Annotated in this window: 17 protein-coding genes; 9 read left to right on the top strand and 8 right to left on the bottom strand. The window is 61.2% G+C overall.

The genetic code is table 11. The features are described from left to right. Positions 1-18: 18 nt before the first annotated feature. From pdxA to lptG, 4 genes are read right to left on the bottom strand one after another with little or no spacing between them, the layout of a single operon-like run. Positions 19-984: a 4-hydroxythreonine-4-phosphate dehydrogenase PdxA gene (gene pdxA / locus ACR0E6_RS03160; RefSeq protein ID WP_480580867.1), complete on the bottom strand. Its 966-nt coding sequence runs from the start codon at positions 982-984 to the stop codon at positions 19-21. Then, positions 981-2,234, bottom strand: a complete 1,254-nt coding sequence (locus ACR0E6_RS03165; protein WP_480580869.1) for a peptidylprolyl isomerase — start codon at positions 2,232-2,234, stop codon at positions 981-983. The genes pdxA and ACR0E6_RS03165 overlap by 4 nt, the downstream gene beginning before the upstream one ends. After that, positions 2,225-4,390 carry an LPS-assembly protein LptD gene (locus tag ACR0E6_RS03170; protein WP_480580871.1) on the bottom strand — a complete coding sequence of 722 codons (2,166 nt, stop codon included), beginning with the start codon at positions 4,388-4,390 and terminating at the stop codon, positions 2,225-2,227. The genes ACR0E6_RS03165 and ACR0E6_RS03170 overlap by 10 nt, the downstream gene beginning before the upstream one ends. After that, entirely contained in the window at positions 4,390-5,490 is a 1,101-nt protein-coding gene (lptG, locus tag ACR0E6_RS03175; protein ID WP_170453017.1) for an LPS export ABC transporter permease LptG, read from the bottom strand. Before lptG ends, ACR0E6_RS03170 begins: the two co-directional genes overlap by 1 nt. 230 nt (positions 5,491-5,720) lie before the next feature. Here lptG and ACR0E6_RS03180 point away from each other — a divergent pair, with 230 nt between their 5' ends. Genes ACR0E6_RS03180 through ACR0E6_RS03190 form a run of 3 tightly spaced genes read left to right on the top strand, consistent with a single transcriptional unit; the run spans position 5,721 to position 8,730 of the window. Next, complete coding sequence (locus ACR0E6_RS03180) at positions 5,721-7,187, top strand: leucyl aminopeptidase (protein WP_480580873.1); 1,467 nt, start codon at positions 5,721-5,723, stop codon at positions 7,185-7,187. Positions 7,188-7,190: 3 nt separating this feature from the next. Next, positions 7,191-7,649 carry a DNA polymerase III subunit chi gene (locus ACR0E6_RS03185; RefSeq protein ID WP_480580875.1) on the top strand — a complete coding sequence of 153 codons (459 nt, stop codon included), beginning with the start codon at positions 7,191-7,193 and terminating at the stop codon, positions 7,647-7,649. A gap of 34 nt (positions 7,650-7,683) precedes the next feature. Then, positions 7,684-8,730: an aldo/keto reductase gene (locus ACR0E6_RS03190; protein ID WP_480580877.1), complete on the top strand. Its 1,047-nt coding sequence runs from the start codon at positions 7,684-7,686 to the stop codon at positions 8,728-8,730. A gap of 67 nt (positions 8,731-8,797) precedes the next feature. Here the strand turns inward: ACR0E6_RS03190 and ACR0E6_RS03195 are convergent, their stop codons facing one another. Further along, complete coding sequence (locus ACR0E6_RS03195) at positions 8,798-9,784, bottom strand: GlxA family transcriptional regulator (protein WP_480580879.1); 987 nt, start codon at positions 9,782-9,784, stop codon at positions 8,798-8,800. 132 nt (positions 9,785-9,916) lie between these two features. Between ACR0E6_RS03195 and bcoG the strand changes: the two genes are divergently transcribed. From bcoG to ACR0E6_RS03210, 3 genes are all read left to right on the top strand, one after another. Then, entirely contained in the window at positions 9,917-10,834 is a 918-nt protein-coding gene (gene bcoG, locus ACR0E6_RS03200) for a 3-dehydrocarnitine:acetyl-CoA trimethylamine transferase BcoG (RefSeq protein WP_170450158.1), read from the top strand. A gap of 70 nt (positions 10,835-10,904) precedes the next feature. Next, the gene (locus ACR0E6_RS03205; protein ID WP_480580881.1) at positions 10,905-12,386 is read left to right on the top strand and encodes a carnitine 3-dehydrogenase; all 1,482 of its coding nucleotides are present in this window, start codon (positions 10,905-10,907) and stop codon (positions 12,384-12,386) included. Beyond that, positions 12,383-13,144 (top strand): SDR family oxidoreductase, encoded by a 762-nt coding sequence (locus tag ACR0E6_RS03210; protein ID WP_480580884.1) that lies wholly within the window; start codon positions 12,383-12,385, stop codon positions 13,142-13,144. Before ACR0E6_RS03205 ends, ACR0E6_RS03210 begins: the two co-directional genes overlap by 4 nt. 9 nt (positions 13,145-13,153) lie before the next feature. Here the strand turns inward: ACR0E6_RS03210 and ACR0E6_RS03215 are convergent, their stop codons facing one another. Both ACR0E6_RS03215 and ACR0E6_RS03220 read right to left on the bottom strand, forming a co-directional pair. Beyond that, entirely contained in the window at positions 13,154-13,336 is a 183-nt protein-coding gene (locus ACR0E6_RS03215) for a hypothetical protein (RefSeq protein ID WP_170450164.1), read from the bottom strand. Positions 13,337-13,429: 93 nt separating this feature from the next. After that, a complete protein-coding gene (locus tag ACR0E6_RS03220; RefSeq protein WP_480580886.1) occupies positions 13,430-14,296 on the bottom strand; it encodes a helix-turn-helix domain-containing protein in 867 nt (288 codons plus the stop codon). A gap of 109 nt (positions 14,297-14,405) precedes the next feature. Here ACR0E6_RS03220 and ACR0E6_RS03225 point away from each other — a divergent pair, with 109 nt between their 5' ends. The 3 genes from ACR0E6_RS03225 to ACR0E6_RS03235 are packed head-to-tail and all read left to right on the top strand — an operon-like array spanning position 14,406 to position 16,428. Then, positions 14,406-14,609 carry a DUF2061 domain-containing protein gene (locus tag ACR0E6_RS03225; RefSeq protein ID WP_170734948.1) on the top strand — a complete coding sequence of 68 codons (204 nt, stop codon included), beginning with the start codon at positions 14,406-14,408 and terminating at the stop codon, positions 14,607-14,609. Beyond that, positions 14,602-15,504: a fatty acid desaturase gene (locus ACR0E6_RS03230; protein ID WP_480580888.1), complete on the top strand. Its 903-nt coding sequence runs from the start codon at positions 14,602-14,604 to the stop codon at positions 15,502-15,504. Before ACR0E6_RS03225 ends, ACR0E6_RS03230 begins: the two co-directional genes overlap by 8 nt. 21 nt (positions 15,505-15,525) lie before the next feature. Further along, positions 15,526-16,428 (top strand): EamA family transporter, encoded by a 903-nt coding sequence (locus tag ACR0E6_RS03235; protein ID WP_480580890.1) that lies wholly within the window; start codon positions 15,526-15,528, stop codon positions 16,426-16,428. Here the strand turns inward: ACR0E6_RS03235 and ACR0E6_RS03240 are convergent. After that, positions 16,425-17,783, bottom strand: a complete 1,359-nt coding sequence (locus ACR0E6_RS03240; protein ID WP_480580892.1) for a DEAD/DEAH box helicase — start codon at positions 17,781-17,783, stop codon at positions 16,425-16,427. The genes ACR0E6_RS03235 and ACR0E6_RS03240 overlap by 4 nt on opposite strands. Between the last annotated feature and the right edge of the window lie 160 nt (positions 17,784-17,943).

Here is a 17,943-nt window from a genome sequence, read left to right on the forward strand (position 1 = left end):
TTTCAGCCAGGTGAAGGATCAAGGGGTTTGTGCCATCTGTTGGGCGAGTTTCAGGGCCTCGATCAGGCTGGTGGGGTTGGCGATGCCTTGTCCGGCAATGTCCAGCGCGGTGCCGTGGTCGGGGGATGTTCGGATGAAGGGTAGGCCGAGCGTCACGTTGACGCCTCGGTCGAAATCCAGCGTCTTGATCGGGATCAGGGCCTGGTCGTGATACATGGCGATGGCCGCGTCATAGCGGGCGCGGGCGGCGGCGTGGAACAGCGTGTCTGCCGGATGCGGGCCGGTGACGGAGCAATCCTTGCTGTCCAGACCGGCGATCAGGGGCGCGATCCAATCCAACTCCTCGGTGCCCATCTTGCCGCCTTCACCGGCATGGGGATTCAGCCCCGCAATAGCGATCCTTGGATGCGCGATGCCGAATTGGCGGCGCAGCCCGTCGGCGGTCAGCGCGATTGTTTCGGTCAGCAGATCGGGCGTCAGTTCCTGTGGCACCCGTGACAGGGGGATGTGAATGGTGGCGGGAACAACCCGCAACTGCGCGCTGGCCAGCATCATCACAACGCGCTGTCGCCCCGCCAGTGCGGCCAGAAACTCGGTATGGCCCGGATAGGCAAACCCGGCCCCGTCGATCAGGGCCTTTTTGTGGATCGGCGCGGTGCAGAGCGCCGAGGCCGCGCCAGATTGCACCAGCGCCACGCCACGTTCGATCGCGTCGATCACGCTTGGGGCGCTGGCGGGGTCGGGCTGTCCGGGTGTGTTTTGGGCCGGGAAGTCCAGATGCAGTACCGGCAGCGCGTTTGGGCTGATCTGAATAGCTTCGGCCGGGTCTGCGATGTGTTGGGTTGGTGTGCCCGCAGGCAGGTGGGATGCATCGCCGATAAGGAAAAACGGGCAGGTGCCACGCAACTCAGCCCATGCCTTGGCAGCGATTTCGGGGCCGATGCCTGCCGGATCACCGCAGCTGAGCGCGATGGGGGCTGTCATTGCTCGGTTATGGATGCGTCGGCGCGCAGCTGTTCCAGCAGGCTTTCGGCAAAGGCTTGCAGGCGTTGCTGGGTCAGGGCGTTGGCGACATCAACGCGCGAGGTATCTTCACCCAGATCGCGGGTGCGGTTGCACAGCATCAGGAACATCAGCGTTTGCCCATTGTTGCGGGTCAGCGCCGTAGACACCTCGTTGCGGTCCAGCTTAGCCAGTTCCACGGCAACATCCTGCGGGATTTCCGATGGCGCGGCCTCGATCCGTTCCAGCACCTCGGCGGGTTGGTCCTTGGCGATGCCGTACAGGTCGTCGCAAGTGTCGATATCCTCGCGCAGGCGGGCAGCCTGGGCCAGCGTGTCACCGCTGCGCCCGCCGGGCAGGTAGTAGATCGCGTAGTCGATTTTCGAATATCGGGGTGCGCCGGTCGAGACCTCGCGAATACCGCGCATCTGGAACAGCGCGATGGCGTTGGGCAGGCCCACGGGCTCGGTGATCTCACCGTTTTCCAGTCCCAGAATCAAGGGTTGCAGCGCAGGTGGCAGGTTGGTGATGTTCAGCCAGTCCAGCCGTCCGCCATTGTTGCGGGTGGCAGCTGCCGAGTATTGCGCGGCGGCTGAGGAAAACGCGTCAAACCCTTGCAGGCGCGAGATTTCTTCGGCCAACAACTCGGTTTGTGCCAGGGTTTGCTGGTTCACCGGAATGATGATCTCGGACAGCAGGACCTGAAGGCCGCCACCGCCGCCCTGACCAAGGGCGCGGTTGATCTCGTCTTCGGTGGGGCGGGCCTGAGACAGAAAACGCGCGCTGATATAATCGCGCCAGGCCAACTGATCGGCCACGAAATCGCGTACCGTTTCGGGGTCAACGCCTGCATCGTCCAGCAATTGCAGGAACTGATCGGTGCTGAGTTGGCCGCGCGCGGCGAATTCGTCGATGCCGACCTGCACGTCTTCGGGGGCGGCCTGAATTCCGGCCTCACGCATGGCTTGTTTGCGCAGACGTTCATCGATCAGGGCCTGCCGGACCTCGGCCTCGGTGCCGCCGGGGATGCCCAGAACGTTCAGAAACTGGATCCGCTGTTCCAGTTCGTACCAGGTGACGATGTCCTGATTGACGCGGATCGCGGGTGAGAACAGGCTTTGGGCGCCCGACTGAGGGGCGGACAAGGCCAAGATGGCTGCTGCCAATGCCAAAGTAACCGGTTTGGAGCAACCGGAACGGAGAAACCTGACGAAACCTGTAATCAACTGCATTTTCTCTTGTATGTCTTTCCGCCGCCTTCAACGGCATATCCTGTCAGCGAAAGGGTAAACCCGAATTCGGTCGAAGGCTCAATAGTTGTTGTCGATGTAAAGCGCCTGCTTACGGACATGTTAACTTGCACGCACTCGTTCTGATAAGTCACGCCCAGCCCCAGACGAATGGGTTCCGAGGCGGCAAGATCATAGCGGGCCGAGGCGCGGGTCAGCCAGTTTTCGTCAACCCGGTAGCGCCCGCGCAGCCAGATTTCCGAAATCTCGTCATCCAGGTTTTCGGCGGGATCCGCTTCTTGCCAGACATAGCTGCCGGTGATCGCACTGCCTTCTCCGGTCCAGCCGCCGCGCAGCTCGGCCTTGGTAAAGCTGAAATCACCATCGATCAGCCCACGCCCGGCCAGCGACCAACCGTTGGCTGTATTGATCTGACCGGCCAGCAGCAGATCAGAGGTTGTGCCCTGTAGGCCCGAGGTCAGGTTGAAATTCGGGTCGGCTTCGCTGCGAAAGACCTGACCCACGGTGGCCAGCGCCTGCCAGCCGTTCGCCTTGTATCGCGCCCAGTTCACGCCAAAGACGGCGGTGGCCCCATCCTCGCGCTGGTCTTCTGCCGGGAAGCGGGACAGGGACAGAAGGTTGCCCTGATCGAATTCCTGAAACGTGCTTTCGTCATTGGGCACATCGGTATCGGACACATCGGTCCAGCCGAATTGCGCGATCGGTTCCAGAAACTGGGTCGCGCCGGATTGTTCCCGGCGGGTCATCGGATAGCGCAGGGTCAGTGCCGCGCGTGGCGTTGCACGTGTGACCTGATCCGGGAACGCGCTGTCATTGCGGATGTCGAACGTATCCACCGATGTGCCCAGCTGCACGTCGGCCCGAAGCCCTGTGGCAAAGGTCCAGCTGCGCAGCCACTCGGCGTCAAAGGTTGCACGTGCAATGTCACGCCCAACAATATCCTCGTCGCTGGTGCGTTCATGGGCGTGGGTGATAAAGCCCAGCCGCACTTCACCGCCGATGGCATTGGGGAAATAGCGCCTTTCATAGTTCAGATCGAACACACGCGAGGGGATCTCATCCTGATCCTCGCTGTCGCGCAGGGTCTTGTAATGGATGAAACTGGTGCGGAACGCGGTGTCGCGTTTGATCCGGGTCAGCGCGATTTCGCTGCGCAGGCGGTCGAAATCCGGCAGGCCGTAATCGGCGAGATAGGCGTCATCGGATGTGGTGCGCAGATTGAAGCTCAGCCGGTAGTCGTTCTTGAGGTTGAAGAAACCGTTGGCGAACAAATAGCCGCGATCCTGATCCGGTTGCACATCATCACGGGTAAACGCGCCTTCGATCTGAATGCGGCCGTTCTTGAAGGCCTGACGATAGCGATATCCCAGCGTTTTGGTCTGGGCCGACACATAAGGCGTCAGCGTCAGGTCCTTATGATCGCCGATTTTGAAGAAATACGGCACCTGCACGCCGGTCCCCAGTTGCGAGGTGCTGCGGATCGATGGCACCAGAAACCCGGTTGCCCGGTCAAGTGTCGGATCCGGCAGGCGCAGATAGGGGAAATAGAACACCGGGAAATCCAGCACCCGAAGCTGAGCGCCTTCGAAATACAACTGTCGTTCGAGCTGGTCGTGGATTACCTTGCGCGCCCTGATCTGCCACAGAGGCGGTCTGCCATTTGCGCAGACATGACAAGACGTGGCCGAGACCTTGCTGAACTGCGTATAGCGCCCCGCCGCCCGATTGGCCTGAACCGAGGCGATCTGGACCTGTTGGTCAAACACCATCCGCGCGCCGATCAACAGGCCGTTTTGAATACCTTCATCCAACTCGCCCGAATCCGCCAGCAGCGTGGTCTGTCCGGCCTGATCGATGCGGATCGGACCTTCAAGGACAAGCTGCCCGGTTTCCTGATCGAAAGTGACTCGTTGGGCGGTCAGTTTCACATCGCCCTGAAACGCCTCGACATTGCCTTCGGCGACCAGCTTTCGCTCGGGCGTGATGAAGATTTTGTCGGCCACCAGCAAGGCGGGCTGTTCCTGCTGCGCCGCTCCATCCGCAGGCGCGGGTCCAGGCGCGGTTTGCGCCTTCAACCCGGTGGTCGGGGCTGCAAAGACTAGGACACCTGCCAGCAGCGCAGATACGAGGCGCGGCATTACCCGTCCTCCGCATGCAGCAACAGGCCAAGTGACAGGAATATGGCGGCAACGGGCGGGGCCCAGGCAGCGACGTAGATGGGCAATTGACCGTTTTCCCCAAGAATTTGCGCAAAATTGCGTACGAAATAGATGGCAAAGCCCAACAGAACCGCCGTCAGAACCGCCACACCGGTTCCACCGAAACGCACGTGGCGCATGGTAAATGCGGCTCCGATCAGAACCATCGACACCAGAAAGAAGGGGCGCGCCAGTTGGACTTGCAGCCAGACCTCGTACTGCTTGGTCGAGAATCCGGCCTCGCGCAGATCCTTGATAAGCTGCGGCAGGTCGTACACAGAAACGGAGTCCTGTTGGCCCAAAGTGTCCAGAATGCGCTGACGGGTCAGCGAAGTGGGCAGGTCCAGCCGGTCATGCTCGACCGCGTTCAGTTCGGGGTTCTGGCCGTCCTCAAAGTTCCAGACCTTGGCCTGCATCAGAACCCAGCTTCCATCGATCAGCCGGGCACGGTCTGCAACGATCTGTTGGGTCGGTTTGCCGTCGGGATCGAACGAGACGATGGTGACATCACGCAGGCGCAACTCATCCCCGTTCGACGTGCCTCGGGCGTGGATCACGGCCTGACCTGTGTCGGTGCTTTGACGCAGCCACAGGCCTTCGCTGCTGATCGACAGGGCGGAACTGCCGTTGTTGCGGTAGGAATCGGACAGGCGCTGATATTCCTCGGAGGTGGCTGCTGCGATCGGATTCAGCAAGGTCACGGCAAGCGCACCGATGATCAGCGCCAGCAGGACAGGGGCCACCAGCGCCCGGATGCCGGACCGACCCGTGGCCCGCGTCACCACAAGTTCAGAGGTGCGCGCCAGCCCCACGAACAGCGCGATAGTGGCCAGGATCACCAGCAGGGGCAGCATTTCGCTGATCGCGGCGGGCGTGTTCAACAAGGTCAGTTGCAACAAGCGGCCAAAGGACAGGTCAACCTCGTTGAACCGACGCACCTGTTCGATCAGGTCGATCAGAATCATCAGGGTCAGAAAGATGCCGCCGATGACCAGAAAGCTTTGCAAAAAGCGGCGGGCGAAGTAGCGGTCCAGTATCACGGGCACAGCCCCGCTGGGCTTACATCGCAGGCAGTCTGGCCAAGGCCTGTCCCGCATATGGTCATGCGCGACGGCGTGTGCCTGCCGTTTAGTGCCACTGTCGTCTCCCCTCGAGCCTGCCGAATATTTTTTCAGGACTTTAATGCAATTGGTGGTCGGGGAAAACTGCTATCTGGTCAAGCCGGGCGACGCGGGCTAGGTCTTGGGGAACAGATTTTGAGGAGCGCGCAATGAGCAGTCTAGTCCCCATCCAGTTTCAGGCCTTCGACGTGGACGCGATGGCACAGGCCGAGGGGCGTGTCGTCGTCGTCATTCCCGCGGACCGAAAGCTGAGCCCGGCGGCCAAACGCGCCAATCGCCTGACGCGCGGCGCCGTGGCGCGGCTGCTGGAAAGCGACCGGTTTGAAAAGGTGAATGTCGGGGATGTGGTGTCGCTGGCCTGGCCAAGCGGAATGGCGGCCGAGGCGCTGGATATCCTGATCCTGCCGCGCCGCCCTGATGCAGATGAGGCGCGAAAGGCCGGGGCCAAGCTGGCCAAGCTGTCGGATAACCAACCTTTGCTGGTCATGGCCGGAAATCTGTCCCGGACCGAGGATCTGGCGATGGGCATTGCCCTGCGTTGCTATGATTTCGACGCGCACAAGTCCAAGGACAGCGACGCGCCGGGGCCGGTCACGATCAGCCATAACAAACCGGACGAGGTCGAAGCCGCCTTTGCGCCGATGTACGCGGTCGCCGATGGTGTGCGGATGACCCGCGACCTGACCAACGAACCCGCAAATGTGCTGACCACCACCGAATTCGCGGATCGTTTGGCCGAGATGGCCGAGCTGGGTCTTGAGGTCGAAGTGCTGGACGAGGACAAGCTGGCCGAACTGGGCATGCGCACATTGCTGAGCGTCGGGCAGGGCTCGGACAGCCCGTCGAAAGTGGTCGTCATGCAGTGGAATGGCGGTGACAAGGACGATGCGCCTCTGGCGCTGGTCGGCAAGGGCGTGGTGTTTGATACCGGTGGTATCTCGCTGAAACCGGCTGGTGGCATGGAAGACATGACCATGGATATGGGCGGTGCGGGTGTTGTTGCGGGCACCATGCGGGCGCTGGTCAAACGCAAGGCCAAGGCCAATGTGGTCGGGCTTGTCGGGCTGGTTGAGAACATGCCCTCGGGCAACGCGACGCGTCCCGGCGATGTGGTCAAATCGATGAAGGGCGACACGGTCGAGATCATCAACACCGATGCCGAAGGGCGTTTGGTGCTGTGCGACGTGATGTGGTACGCGCAGGAACGGTTCGAACCGGTGGGCATGATCGATCTGGCAACCCTGACCGGCGCGATCATCATCGGGCTTGGGCACGAAAATGCCGGTGTCTTCTCGAACAATGACACGTTCTGCGATGCCTTCCTGAAATCGGCGCAGGCCGAGGATGAGGGCGCATGGCGGATGCCGCTGGGTGAGGCTTATGACAAGCAATTGAAATCCCGCATTGCCGATATGAAGAATGTGGGCGGACGGCCCGCAGGCTCGATCACGGCGGCGCAGTTCCTGCAACGGTTCGTCAAGGATGACACGCCGTGGATTCATCTGGACATTGCCGGGGTGGCCTCGGTCGCGTCCGAGACCTCCTACGCGCCCAAGGGGGCCACTGGTTGGGGTGTCCGTGCGCTCAGCCGCTTTGTGCAGGACAATTTCGAGTAAACCATGGCGGCCGTCTATTTCTACCACCTGACCCAGAGGCCGCTGGAGCACACTTTGCCGGTGCTGCTGGACAAAGCGCGTCAAGCCGGGTGGCGGATTGCCGTGCGGGGCACCGATCCCGCCCGGCTGGACTGGCTGGATGAAAAGCTGTGGCTGGGGCCGGAGGAAACGTTCCTGCCCCATGGCCGCGCAGGCGGGCCGCATGATGCGATGCAGCCGATCCTGCTGACCTCGGAGATGCAGGCGGCAAATGACGCCACCTGCGTTATGTCGGTGGATGGGGCGGCGGTGGAACCGGACGAGGTTGCCGCGTTGGATCGGGTCTGCATCCTGTTTGATGGCAATGACGAACAGGCCGTTAACCATGCGCGCGGACAGTGGAAAGCCCTGACCGGCGCGGGGTGTTCGGCACAGTACTGGTCCGAAGAATCGGGCCGTTGGGAAAAGAAAGCCGAGGCGTAACGCGCGGCTGTCGCAAATTTCAGGAGGGTGACGGATGGAAATGAAGCCATTGGGTCGTACCGGCATCATGGTCTCTGATCTGTGTCTGGGAACGATGACCTTCGGGACGCAGACGTCCGAGGCGGATGCGCATGCGCAGATGGATCTGGCGCTGGGGGCAGGGATCAATTTCGTCGATGCCGCCGAGATGTATCCGGTGAATCCGGTCTCGAAGGAAACCATCGGGCGGACCGAGGAGATTCTGGGCAACTGGAACGCGGCCAACGCGGCACGCCGGGGCGATTATGTTCTGGCCACCAAGCATTCGGGGTCGGGCATGTCTTACGTGCGCGACGGCGCGCCGATCTCGGCGCAGACCATCCCTGAGGCAATCGAAGGCTCTCTGCGGCGGTTGCAGACTGAATATATCGACCTCTATCAGTTTCATTGGCCCAATCGCGGCAGCTATATGTTTCGGCAGAACTGGAATTACTCCCCGTCGGGTCACAACACCAACGAGGTTCTGGACAACATGCAGGAGTGCCTTGAGGCCCTGCAGGCGCAGGTCGACAAAGGCAACATCCGCGCCTTCGGCCTGTCGAATGAAAGCGCCTGGGGCATCGCGCAGTGGCTGCGCCTGTCCGAACAGATGGGCGCGCCTCGGGTCGCGTCGGTGCAGAATGAGTATTCGTTGCTGTGTCGGCATTTCGACACCGACATGGCCGAGCTGAGCGTTCATGAAGACGTGGGCCTGATGGCGTTTTCGCCTTTGGCGGCAGGGTTTTTGACCGGCAAGTACCAGGGCGGCGCGGTGCCCGAGGGGTCGCGCATGTCGATCTCGGCCGAGATGGGCGGGCGCAAGTCGGACCGGGTGTTTGATGCGGTGGCAGCCTATCTTGAAGTTGCCTCGGCGCATGGTCTGGACCCCACCCATATGGCGCTGGCATGGTGCCGGACGCGTCCCTTCATGATGTCGGCCATTTTCGGTGCGACTTCGGTAGCGCAGTTGGAACATATCATCGCAGGGAAGGATCTGCAGCTTTCGGCTGAGGTTCTGAAGGACATTGGACATGCGCATCGCGCGCATCCGATGCCATTTTAGGGGGCTCTGCCCCCGTCGCCTTTGGCGACTCCCCCGAGGTATTTTTGGCCAGATGAAGCGGATCCGGTCAGTGATGGGTGGGGTGCGCGCGCTCTTGCCTCAGGTCGCGCGCAGATTGGCCGTGGGCGGTGCGGAAGGCGCGGGCGAAGCTGGATTGTGAGGTGAATCCGGTGGCCAGTGCCACATCCATCAGCGGAATGTCGGTGTCGGTGACCAGACGGCGGGCCTCGGCCAGGCGCAGTTGCAGGTAGTGGTCTTGCGGTGTGGTGTTGAGGCGCAGGCGGAACTGCTGTTGCAGCGTGCGCGGGCTGGTGCCCAGACGGTCGGCGATATAGGCGAGCGGCAGGGGGTCGTCGAGCGCGGATTCCATCAGGCTGTTCGCTTTGGCCGTAAGCGCAGAGTGGCGGTGCGGGGCACCGGTGCGGCTTTGCGGTTTGGTGGGTTCCGGCGCGCCTTCGTACAGGAACAGGCCCGAGACGCGCGCGGCAAAGCCTGCGCCGTGACGCGCGGCGATGATGTGCAACATCATCTCGACCGCCGGGATCGCGCCGCCGGATGTCAGGCGGTTTTCGGATACTGTGAAGCGGTCGGGGCGGACATCTACCTCGGGGAAGCGGGCCGCGAAGTTGTCGAGGTCTTCCCAGTGGGTTGTGGCCGCGTGGCCATCCAGCAGACCAGCCTCGGCCAGCAACCAGGGGCCGCCGTCAATGCCGGCCATTGTGGCACCCGTGCTGGCAATACGGCGCAGACCGGCCAGCAGGCTGGGGGTGGCGTGGCGGGCCAGTTGGAACCCGGCCACGACGATCATCAGGTCGCAGCTTTGCAGCCGCGCCAAGGGGATGCCGGGGACGCTCAGCGCGCTGGTCAGCATCGCGGGTTCCGCTGTGGCGGTCACGTAGTCCCAGTCAAAAGCCGGGCGGTCCGCCAGACGGTTGGCGGCGCGCATCGGATCAACCGCCGAGGCGAAGCTGAGCGTGTTGCATTCATCCAGCACCAACACCGCCGTTTTCAGGGCGCGATGTTCGGGCTGGAGTATGTTTTTTGCGGATTTCATCAAGTTCGATTCGCATTCTGGCAAGTGTTTCCCCAAGGCTGCGTCAGAGTCGGGGGTGAACGCAAATCGATTGCCGGGGAGAAGCCTGGGGAAAACTCAGGGCGAAACCGGGTATAACTTGGGGAAAACACCATGCCTCTGGAAATGAACCGCGATGTCTTCATTACCTGCGCTGTTACCGGCTCGGGTGGAACGCAGGATCGCAGCCCGCATGTGCCACGCTCGCCGCAACAGATTGCCGATAGCGCAATTGCTGCCGCCAAGGCCGGTGCGGCGGTGGTGCATTGCCATGTGCGCGACCCTGAGACCGGCGCACCCAGCCGTCGGCTGGATCTGTATCGCGAGGTGACGGACCGTATCCGTGACGCCGACGTGGATGTGGTCTTGAACCTGACGGCGGGTATGGGCGGGGACATCGTGTTTGGCGGGGTCGAGAGCCCGTTCCCGGTGAATGAAGCCGGAACCGACATGATCGGGGCCTCGGAGCGCGTGGCGCATATTGCCGAATGTCTGCCGGAGATTTGTACTCTGGACTGCGGCACGATGAACTTTGCCGAGGCTGACTATGTCATGACCAACACCCCCGGTGCGCTTCGGGCGATGGGGCAGATGATGACCGATATGGGCGTGAAGCCTGAGGTCGAGGCCTTTGACACCGGCCATCTTTGGTTTGCCAAGCAGTTGGTGAAGGAAGGGATTCTGGAACCGAATGCGCTGGTGCAACTGTGCATGGGGGTTCCGTGGGGGGCACCGGATGATCTGAACACGTTCATGGCGATGGTGAATAATGTACCGGATGACTGGACGTTCAGTGCCTTTTCGCTGGGGCGGAACCAAATGGCCTATGTGGCGGCAACGGTGCTGGCAGGAGGCAATGTGCGTGTCGGGCTTGAGGACAATCTGTGGCTGGACAAGGGCGTCTTGGCTGAGAACTGGCAGTTGGTCGAACGCGCGGGCACCATCATCGAGAACATGGGCGCGCGGGTGATCGGACCGCAGGAGGTGCGCGAGAAGCTGGGCCTGGTGAAGCGGGCACCGGTTGCGAAGTGACACCTGCGGGGAAATTGGGGGCCAGCCCCCAAACCCCCGGGATATTTCTGGCCAGATGAAGAGGCGGATCGTGGACAAAGAACAACGAGCAAAAACAGCGGCAATCATAGGGGGCGGTGTGATCGGCGGCGGATGGGCTGCCCGGTTTCTGCTCAATGGCTGGGATGTGCGGGTATTCGACCCGGACCCGGAAGCCGAGCGCAAGATTGGCGAGGTTCTGGACAATGCGCGGCGGTCTTTGCCGGGGTTGAGCGATGTACCTTTGCCGCCCGAGGGGGCGTTGACCTTTCACGACGACATTGGGGACGCCGTTCGGGACGCGATCTGGATTCAGGAGAGCGTGCCGGAACGTCTGGATTTGAAGCTGAAGGTTTACAAAGGGTTGCAGGAGGCGTGCGATCCGGACGCGATCATTGGCTCTTCGACCAGCGGGTTCAAGCCGTCGGAATTGCAGGAAGGCGCGCTGCTGCCCGCGCAGATTGTGGTGACGCATCCGTTCAACCCGGTCTATCTGCTGCCATTGATCGAGTTGGTGCCGACCGCCAAGAACCCGCCCGAGATGGTGGAACGGGCGCAGGAGCTGTTGAAATCGGTTGGATTCTTCCCCCTGCACATCAGGAAAGAGATCGACGCGCATATCGCGGACCGCTTTCTGGAGGCGGTTTGGCGCGAGGCGCTGTGGCTGGTCAAGGACGGGATCGCCACGACCGAAGAGGTGGATGAGGCCATCCGCATGGGCTTTGGCATTCGCTGGGCCCAGATGGGGTTGTTCGAGACTTATCGCGTGGCCGGTGGCGAGGCAGGGATGCGGCATTTCATGGCGCAGTTCGGGCCCGCTTTGAAATGGCCCTGGACCAAGCTGATGGATGTGCCCGAGTTCACAGATGAACTGGTCGATATGATCGCGGATCAGTCGGACGCGCAGTCCGGGATGCATTCGATTCGGGAACTTGAACGCATTCGGGACAATAACCTTGTGGGCATGATGCGGGCGCTGAAGGCGCAGAATTACGGCGCGGGGGCGGTGTTGAACCGGCATGACGCGCTGCTGAAACCGGGCGCGCTGCCGACGTTGGATCAGGCGGATCTGAGCCAGCCGATCCTGACCTTGTCACGCGCCGTTCCCTTGGATTGGACAGATTACAACGGCCACATGAACGAGGCGAAGTATCTGGAAGCCTTTGCTGCTGCAACCGACCGGTTCATGGAAATCATCGGCTGCGATGCGGACTATATCGCCTCGGGCGGCAGCTATTTCACCGCCGAAAATCACATCCGCTATCATGATGAGGCCCATGCAGGCGCGAAGATTCAGGTGCGGACGCAAATGCTGTTGGGGCAAGGCAAGAAGCTGCACCTGTTCCACAGCATGTATGAGGGCGACACGCTTTTGGCCACGGGTGAGAGTTTCCTGCTGCATGTCAGCCTGCAGACCCGCCGCCCAAGCCCGCCGTTGCCCGAGATCGAAGCCGCCATGGCCAGGATAGCCAATGCGCAAGCTGATCTTCCCTATCCGGAAGGAGCGGGTGCCGCGATCCGAAAACCCGCATGACGCAGCGGGTGTTGATCACCGCGGGCGCCTCGGGCGTCGGGCGCGCGATGGCCGAGGCGTTTGATGCCGCAGGGGCGCAGGTTTGGGTGGTGGATGTCGACGAGGACGCTTTGCAGGGCTGTCCGGACCATTGGCAGTCCTCCAAGGGAGATGTGTCGGACGAGGCGCATGTCGCCGAGGTTTTCGCGCAACTGGAACAGGCCTGGGGCGGGTTGGATGTTCTGTGCGCCAATGCAGGTGTGGCCGGGCCAACCGCACTGGTTGAGGATGTGTCTTTAACAGATTGGAAAAAATGCCTTTCCGTCAATCTTGAGGGCGCGTTTCTGTGTTCAAAATACGCAGTGCCGATGCTGAAACGTGACGGGCGCGGTGCGGTGATCATCACATCATCCACGGCGGGGCAATATGGCTATCCGAACCGCGCGCCTTATGCGGCGGCCAAATGGGGTGTGATCGGGCTGGGCAAGACACTGGCGATGGAACTTGGCCCTCACGGTGTGCGCTGCAACGTGATTTGTCCGGGCGCTGTTGAAGGTCCGCGCATGGAAGGCGTCCTGCAGCGCGAAGCCGCCGCAAAGGGCATGACGCGGGATCAGGTCTATGCGGGCTATGCCTCGGGCACCTCAATGGGGCGCTTTGTCGAGGCGCATGATATTGCTGAAATGGCGGTCTTTCTGGCCTCGGACGCGGCGCGGCTGGTTTCGGGGCAGGTCATCGCGGTGGATGGTCACACGGTCAATCCTGACCCGAAACTCTGATCTGCTTTGTCAGCCTTGATTCGGGCCGCGGATCTGGCGGATTGTGCTGCGCACGGCCTGCCAGTCTTTGGCTTCCTGCGTGTTTCCGGCGGCCTCACATTCGCGCATCTTTTTAGCGGCTTCCGCCTCGGCCTGGTCGCCATGGGCCGTGTACAATGCGCGTGCATATTGGGCAGTCTGTAATGCGTCCATTCCTGTCAGCCTCCATGGAATGTCTGAGGGTTCGCGCGGTCACTATACTACACGACCCGCCAAATCGCACGATTGGGGGATTCCCTTTAGCCCTCAGCCGTCGGCAATCTGGGCGCGCAACTGGCGCAGATGTTCTGGAAAATGGCGCGCTGTCATATCCGCCTCGCGGATCAATGTGTCGAAGTGGCGGGTGAAAACCTCGATCCGGTCGCGGTCCCGGAAGGCCATATAGTGACCGCCAGCATAGAAAACACACAGCAGCGGGCCGAAGATTGTGACCGGCGCGGAATACAGGCGTTTTGCGTCGAACAGATAGATGCGCAAACGTGGGTAGAGCTGTTCACAGAGGCTCAGCAGGTGGTCGATTTGTTCCAGGCGGAAAGAAAGCGGCAGGCCCTGATAGTATCCCTCGGCCTGCGCAAAGCTGCGCATTTCAAACAGCGGCATGGCGATTTCATAGTCTGACTGCGCGCTGCGCATCCAGGACAGACGATCCTCGGAGGCACCGATGGCCTGATCTGCCGTGCGACCCAGATGCGGGGCGTATTCCCATTCCAGCACCGCGCGGGTCTTGAGCATGTCGGGTAGAGTAGCCGGCACATAGCGGATTTTGTAGCCCGCAGCCTCTTGATGCCATTGAAAAATCCGCTCATCCACCAGTGCGCGGGGGGCTTCGGTCATGGTCAGGGAACTGGCCAGTAGTTCCGCCGCGCTTTCGGGGCGGTTCGACAGGCTCAGCAGCCAATCCGCTGAAACCCCAAGCGCCGAAGCACAGCCGCCGATCACATGCGCATTGGGCAAGCGCGCGCCTTCATCGGCCAGTAGTTGAGACACTGTGGACCGGTCTACCCCGATGCTGCGGGCCAGAGCGCTTTGGCTGACATGGCGGTCCTCCATCGCGCGGGCCAGTCGCAGGCGAAACTGCGCAGCGCGGACGCGTTTGTCGAGTTTTTCATCCATGTGTTTGAAAATATCACAGGTGATGAATTTTGTTAATCATATTCAGAATTCCCAACGTCCGGGCCGGTAAGTAACACTTTTGTGAGAACAATAAAAACTGGGGTCCGGAATGGAAACGCGACGAAGATCGGTCGTGAAAGCAATCATTTGGAATGCTGTTGGGTTGGCGGTCATGACATTGGTCGGTCTGATCGCAACAGGATCGGCGGCCATTGGCGGTGCGCTGGCGCTGGTCAATACGGCCATTGGTTTGACGCTTTATGTCCTCTACGAGCGCATTTGGGCCGGGATTTCGTGGGGCCGCCATGGGTGAGCCAACGACGCCGAAGACACCCGAATGGGGCACGTTTGCGCTGATCGTCGCGTGCTATGCCACTTGGCTGGCGGTGCTGTTTTGGTTGGCCGCCTGGTCGTTATGGTTGGCGATTCCGGCGATGGGGTTGGTCGGGGCCTTGCATTCTTCGCTGACGCATGAGGCGCTGCACGGCCATCCGTTCCGCGCCAAATGGTTGAACGAGGCCCTGTTGGCCTTGCCCCTGACACTGTTTATCCCGTTCAATCGCTTCCGCGATCTGCATCTTGCGCATCATCAGGATGCCAACCTGACCGATCCATATGACGACCCCGAGACGAATTACTTGGACCCCAAAATCTGGGCGCAATTATCCGGGTGGAAGAAGCGGCTGTTTGCAATCAACAACACGCTTCTGGGCCGGATCGTGCTGGGCCCGGCCATTGGGCAGGTCATGTTTGTTCGGGACGAATGGCAGGGGATGATCCGGGGGGATCGCGCGGTTCTGGTGGCATGGGCGCTGCATATTCCGGGCGTCGCGGTGGTTTTGTGGGTTGTTGCGCAGTCGACCATGCCGGTCTGGGGATTTGTCCTGTCGGCCTATATCGGTTTGGGGCTGGTCAAAATCCGCACCTTCCTGGAACACCGCGCGCATGAGAAATCGCGCGCCCGGACCGTGATAATCGAAGATCGAGGGTTGCTGTCCTTTCTGTTTTTGAACAACAACTTGCACGTTGTTCACCACATGAACCCATCCGCGCCTTGGTATCAGCTGCCTGCGCTCTATCGGGCCGGGAAAGAGCGGTATCAGGCGTGCAACGAGGCGTATGTCTATCGGTCTTACGCGCAGATATTCAAAGAGTATTTCTGGCGGGCGAAAGACCCGGTGGCCCATCCGCTCTGGCCAAAGCCCTGATTTCGCGACAGAAGGGAAGCCATGAGCTTGTGGATTCCCGTCACCATCGCAGCCGCCTCGTTCCAGACGGTGCGGTTCATGCTGCAAAAATCGCTGAGCAGTGTGAAACTGTCCGCGGCTGGTGCGACCTTTGCGCGGTTTGCCTATTCGATGCCGCTGGCGGTTTTGGGATTGGCTGTGGCGCTGTGGCTGACCGGTGCGGCGATGCCGCCGCTGACGGCGCAGTTCTGGCTGTTTGTTGCCATCGGTGGGACCGCGCAGATATTGGCGACGGTCTGCGTTGTCGCCCTGTTCAAACAGCGCAATTTTGCGGTGGGAATTACCTTTAAGAAGACCGAGGTCATCCAGACCGCAATTGTCGGGTTTCTGATCCTTGGGGATAAGGTCTCAGCCGGTGCGCTTGGCGCGATCCTGTTGGGATTGCTGGCGGTTCTCTTGTTGTCCAAAACACCGGGCGGGGACGGGGCGTGGTGGCGTCATCTGACCAACCGCGCATCGCAACTGGGGCTAGGCTCTGGCGTTCTGTTTGCCTTCTCAGCCGTCAGCTATCGCGGTGCGTCTTTGGAACTCGGGGAAATTGACGCCTGGTTCCGCGCCTTAGTGACCTTGGCGGCAGTGGTCACGTTCCAGTTTCTCAGCATGGGCCTGTGGCTGCTGTGGCGCGACCGGGCCGAGTTGCGCGCGGTCTGGGAAACCCGATCCACCGGCGTTTTCGTCGGGCTGACCAGCCTCGGCGGCTCGTTCTGCTGGTTTCTGGCCTTCACCTTGCAAAACGCGGCCTACGTCAAAGCGCTGGGGCAGGTAGAGCTGATACTCAGCCTATTGGCCTCGATCCTGTTCTTCCGCGAGACAATCACCCGGCGCGAAATCGCCGGGATGGGTTTGCTGGGCGTTTCGATACTGACGCTGGTGCTGACGATCTAGCTGGCGCGGCGTTCGTCGAAGCTCAGCGCGATGAAGCTGGGCAGATGATCACCCATGCCGACAACCGCTGGGCCAGTATCGTCCCGGCGACCACGGCCCTTGGCGGGCTTGTCCTGCTTGCGCTCATCCTTCTTGCGGTCGCGCTTTTTCTCGTCTGTGGGCTTGACCTTTTTCTCGGGCTTGGGCGTGTCCGGCTTCGGCTCGTCCTTTACCGGGTTGTCGATGCGCGGAATGTCCTTCTGGATCAGCTTCTCAATCGCATCCAGCGCCTTCTCATCACGGCCCGAGCAGATTGTAACAGCCTTACCTTCGCGGCCCGCGCGACCGGTACGGCCGATACGGTGCACGTAATCCTCGGCATGGCCGGGCACGTCGAAGTTGAACACATGGCTGACCGATGGAATGTCCAACCCGCGCGCGGCCACGTCAGATGCCACCAGCAAACGCAATGAGCCATCGCGGAATCCGTCCAGCGTTTTCATCCGCTGGGACTGATCCAGATCGCCATGGATGGCGGCGGCGTTATAGCCGTATTTCTTTAGCGACTTGGCGCAGATGTCCACATCCGTCTTGCGGTTGCAGAAGATGATCGCGTTGGTGCATTTCTCACCCTCGGCATCGATCAACGCACGCAGAACCTTGCGCTTTCCACTGGCCTCGCGATCCCGACGCCCACCTTTGAACATGACGACGCCCTGTTCGATGGTCTCGGAGGCGGTGGCCTGACGGGCAACTTCGATCCGGGCGGGGGCGGACAGGAACGTGTCGGTGATGCGTTCGATCTCGGACGCCATGGTGGCCGAGAAGAACAGGGTTTGACGGGTGAAAGGCGTCAGCGAGAAGATGCGCTCGATATCGGGGATAAAGCCCATATCCAGCATCCGGTCGGCTTCGTCCACCACCATGATCTGAACGCCTGTCAGCAGCAGCTTACCGCGCTCGAAATGGTCCAGCAAGCGGCCCGGCGTAGCAATCAGAACGTCCACACCCCGGTCGATCAGCGCCTCTTGCTCCTTGAAGCTGACGCCGCCGATCAGCAGCGCCTTGGTCAGTTTCAGGTGCTTGGAGTAGGTGTCGAAATTCTCGGCCACCTGCGCGGCCAGCTCGCGCGTCGGGCACAGCACTAGCGAGCGCGGCATCCGCGCGCGGGCGCGGCCACGGGCCAGCAGGGTGATCATCGGCAGCGTGAAGCTGGCGGTTTTACCTGTGCCGGTTTGCGCAATGCCCAAAACGTCCTTGCCTTCAAGCGCAGGCGGTATCGCGCCTTCCTGGATCGGAGTGGGGGTTTCGTATCCGGCTTCCTCAATGGCTTTGAGGACCTTCGGGTTCAGGTTCAGTTCGTTAAACTTTGTCATGTATGTCCGGTTCAAGCGGACACTTGACCTGGCCCGCGCATCAAAATCTGCCGGGCCCGGATGGCCACGCGCAACAGGCGCGTTTCGGCTTTGGGCGCGGACATAACAAAAAGGTAGGTCAGGGTCAAATGAAGACCAGTCTGACGTTGCGCGGTTGCGT

This window comes from Ruegeria sp. AP12, from assembly GCF_056540025.1.

Excerpts from the sequence above, each read along its gene's own strand:
- pdxA (WP_480580867.1), bottom strand. The coding sequence starts at position 984 with ATGACAGCCCCCATCGCGCTCAGCTGCGGTGATCCGGCAGGCATCGGC.
- ACR0E6_RS03165 (WP_480580869.1), bottom strand. The coding sequence starts at position 2,234 with ATGCAGTTGATTACAGGTTTCGTCAGGTTTCTCCGTTCCGGTTGCTCC.
- ACR0E6_RS03170 (WP_480580871.1), bottom strand. The coding sequence starts at position 4,390 with ATGCCGCGCCTCGTATCTGCGCTGCTGGCAGGTGTCCTAGTCTTTGCA.
- ACR0E6_RS03180 (WP_480580873.1), top strand. The coding sequence starts at position 5,721 with ATGAGCAGTCTAGTCCCCATCCAGTTTCAGGCCTTCGACGTGGACGCG.
- ACR0E6_RS03185 (WP_480580875.1), top strand. The coding sequence starts at position 7,191 with ATGGCGGCCGTCTATTTCTACCACCTGACCCAGAGGCCGCTGGAGCAC.
- ACR0E6_RS03190 (WP_480580877.1), top strand. The coding sequence starts at position 7,684 with ATGGAAATGAAGCCATTGGGTCGTACCGGCATCATGGTCTCTGATCTG.
- ACR0E6_RS03195 (WP_480580879.1), bottom strand. The coding sequence starts at position 9,784 with ATGAAATCCGCAAAAAACATACTCCAGCCCGAACATCGCGCCCTGAAA.
- bcoG (WP_170450158.1), top strand. The coding sequence starts at position 9,917 with ATGCCTCTGGAAATGAACCGCGATGTCTTCATTACCTGCGCTGTTACC.
- ACR0E6_RS03210 (WP_480580884.1), top strand. The coding sequence starts at position 12,383 with ATGACGCAGCGGGTGTTGATCACCGCGGGCGCCTCGGGCGTCGGGCGC.
- ACR0E6_RS03215 (WP_170450164.1), bottom strand. The coding sequence starts at position 13,336 with ATGGACGCATTACAGACTGCCCAATATGCACGCGCATTGTACACGGCC.
- ACR0E6_RS03220 (WP_480580886.1), bottom strand. The coding sequence starts at position 14,296 with ATGGATGAAAAACTCGACAAACGCGTCCGCGCTGCGCAGTTTCGCCTG.
- ACR0E6_RS03225 (WP_170734948.1), top strand. The coding sequence starts at position 14,406 with ATGGAAACGCGACGAAGATCGGTCGTGAAAGCAATCATTTGGAATGCT.
- ACR0E6_RS03230 (WP_480580888.1), top strand. The coding sequence starts at position 14,602 with ATGGGTGAGCCAACGACGCCGAAGACACCCGAATGGGGCACGTTTGCG.
- ACR0E6_RS03235 (WP_480580890.1), top strand. The coding sequence starts at position 15,526 with ATGAGCTTGTGGATTCCCGTCACCATCGCAGCCGCCTCGTTCCAGACG.
- ACR0E6_RS03240 (WP_480580892.1), bottom strand. The coding sequence starts at position 17,783 with ATGACAAAGTTTAACGAACTGAACCTGAACCCGAAGGTCCTCAAAGCC.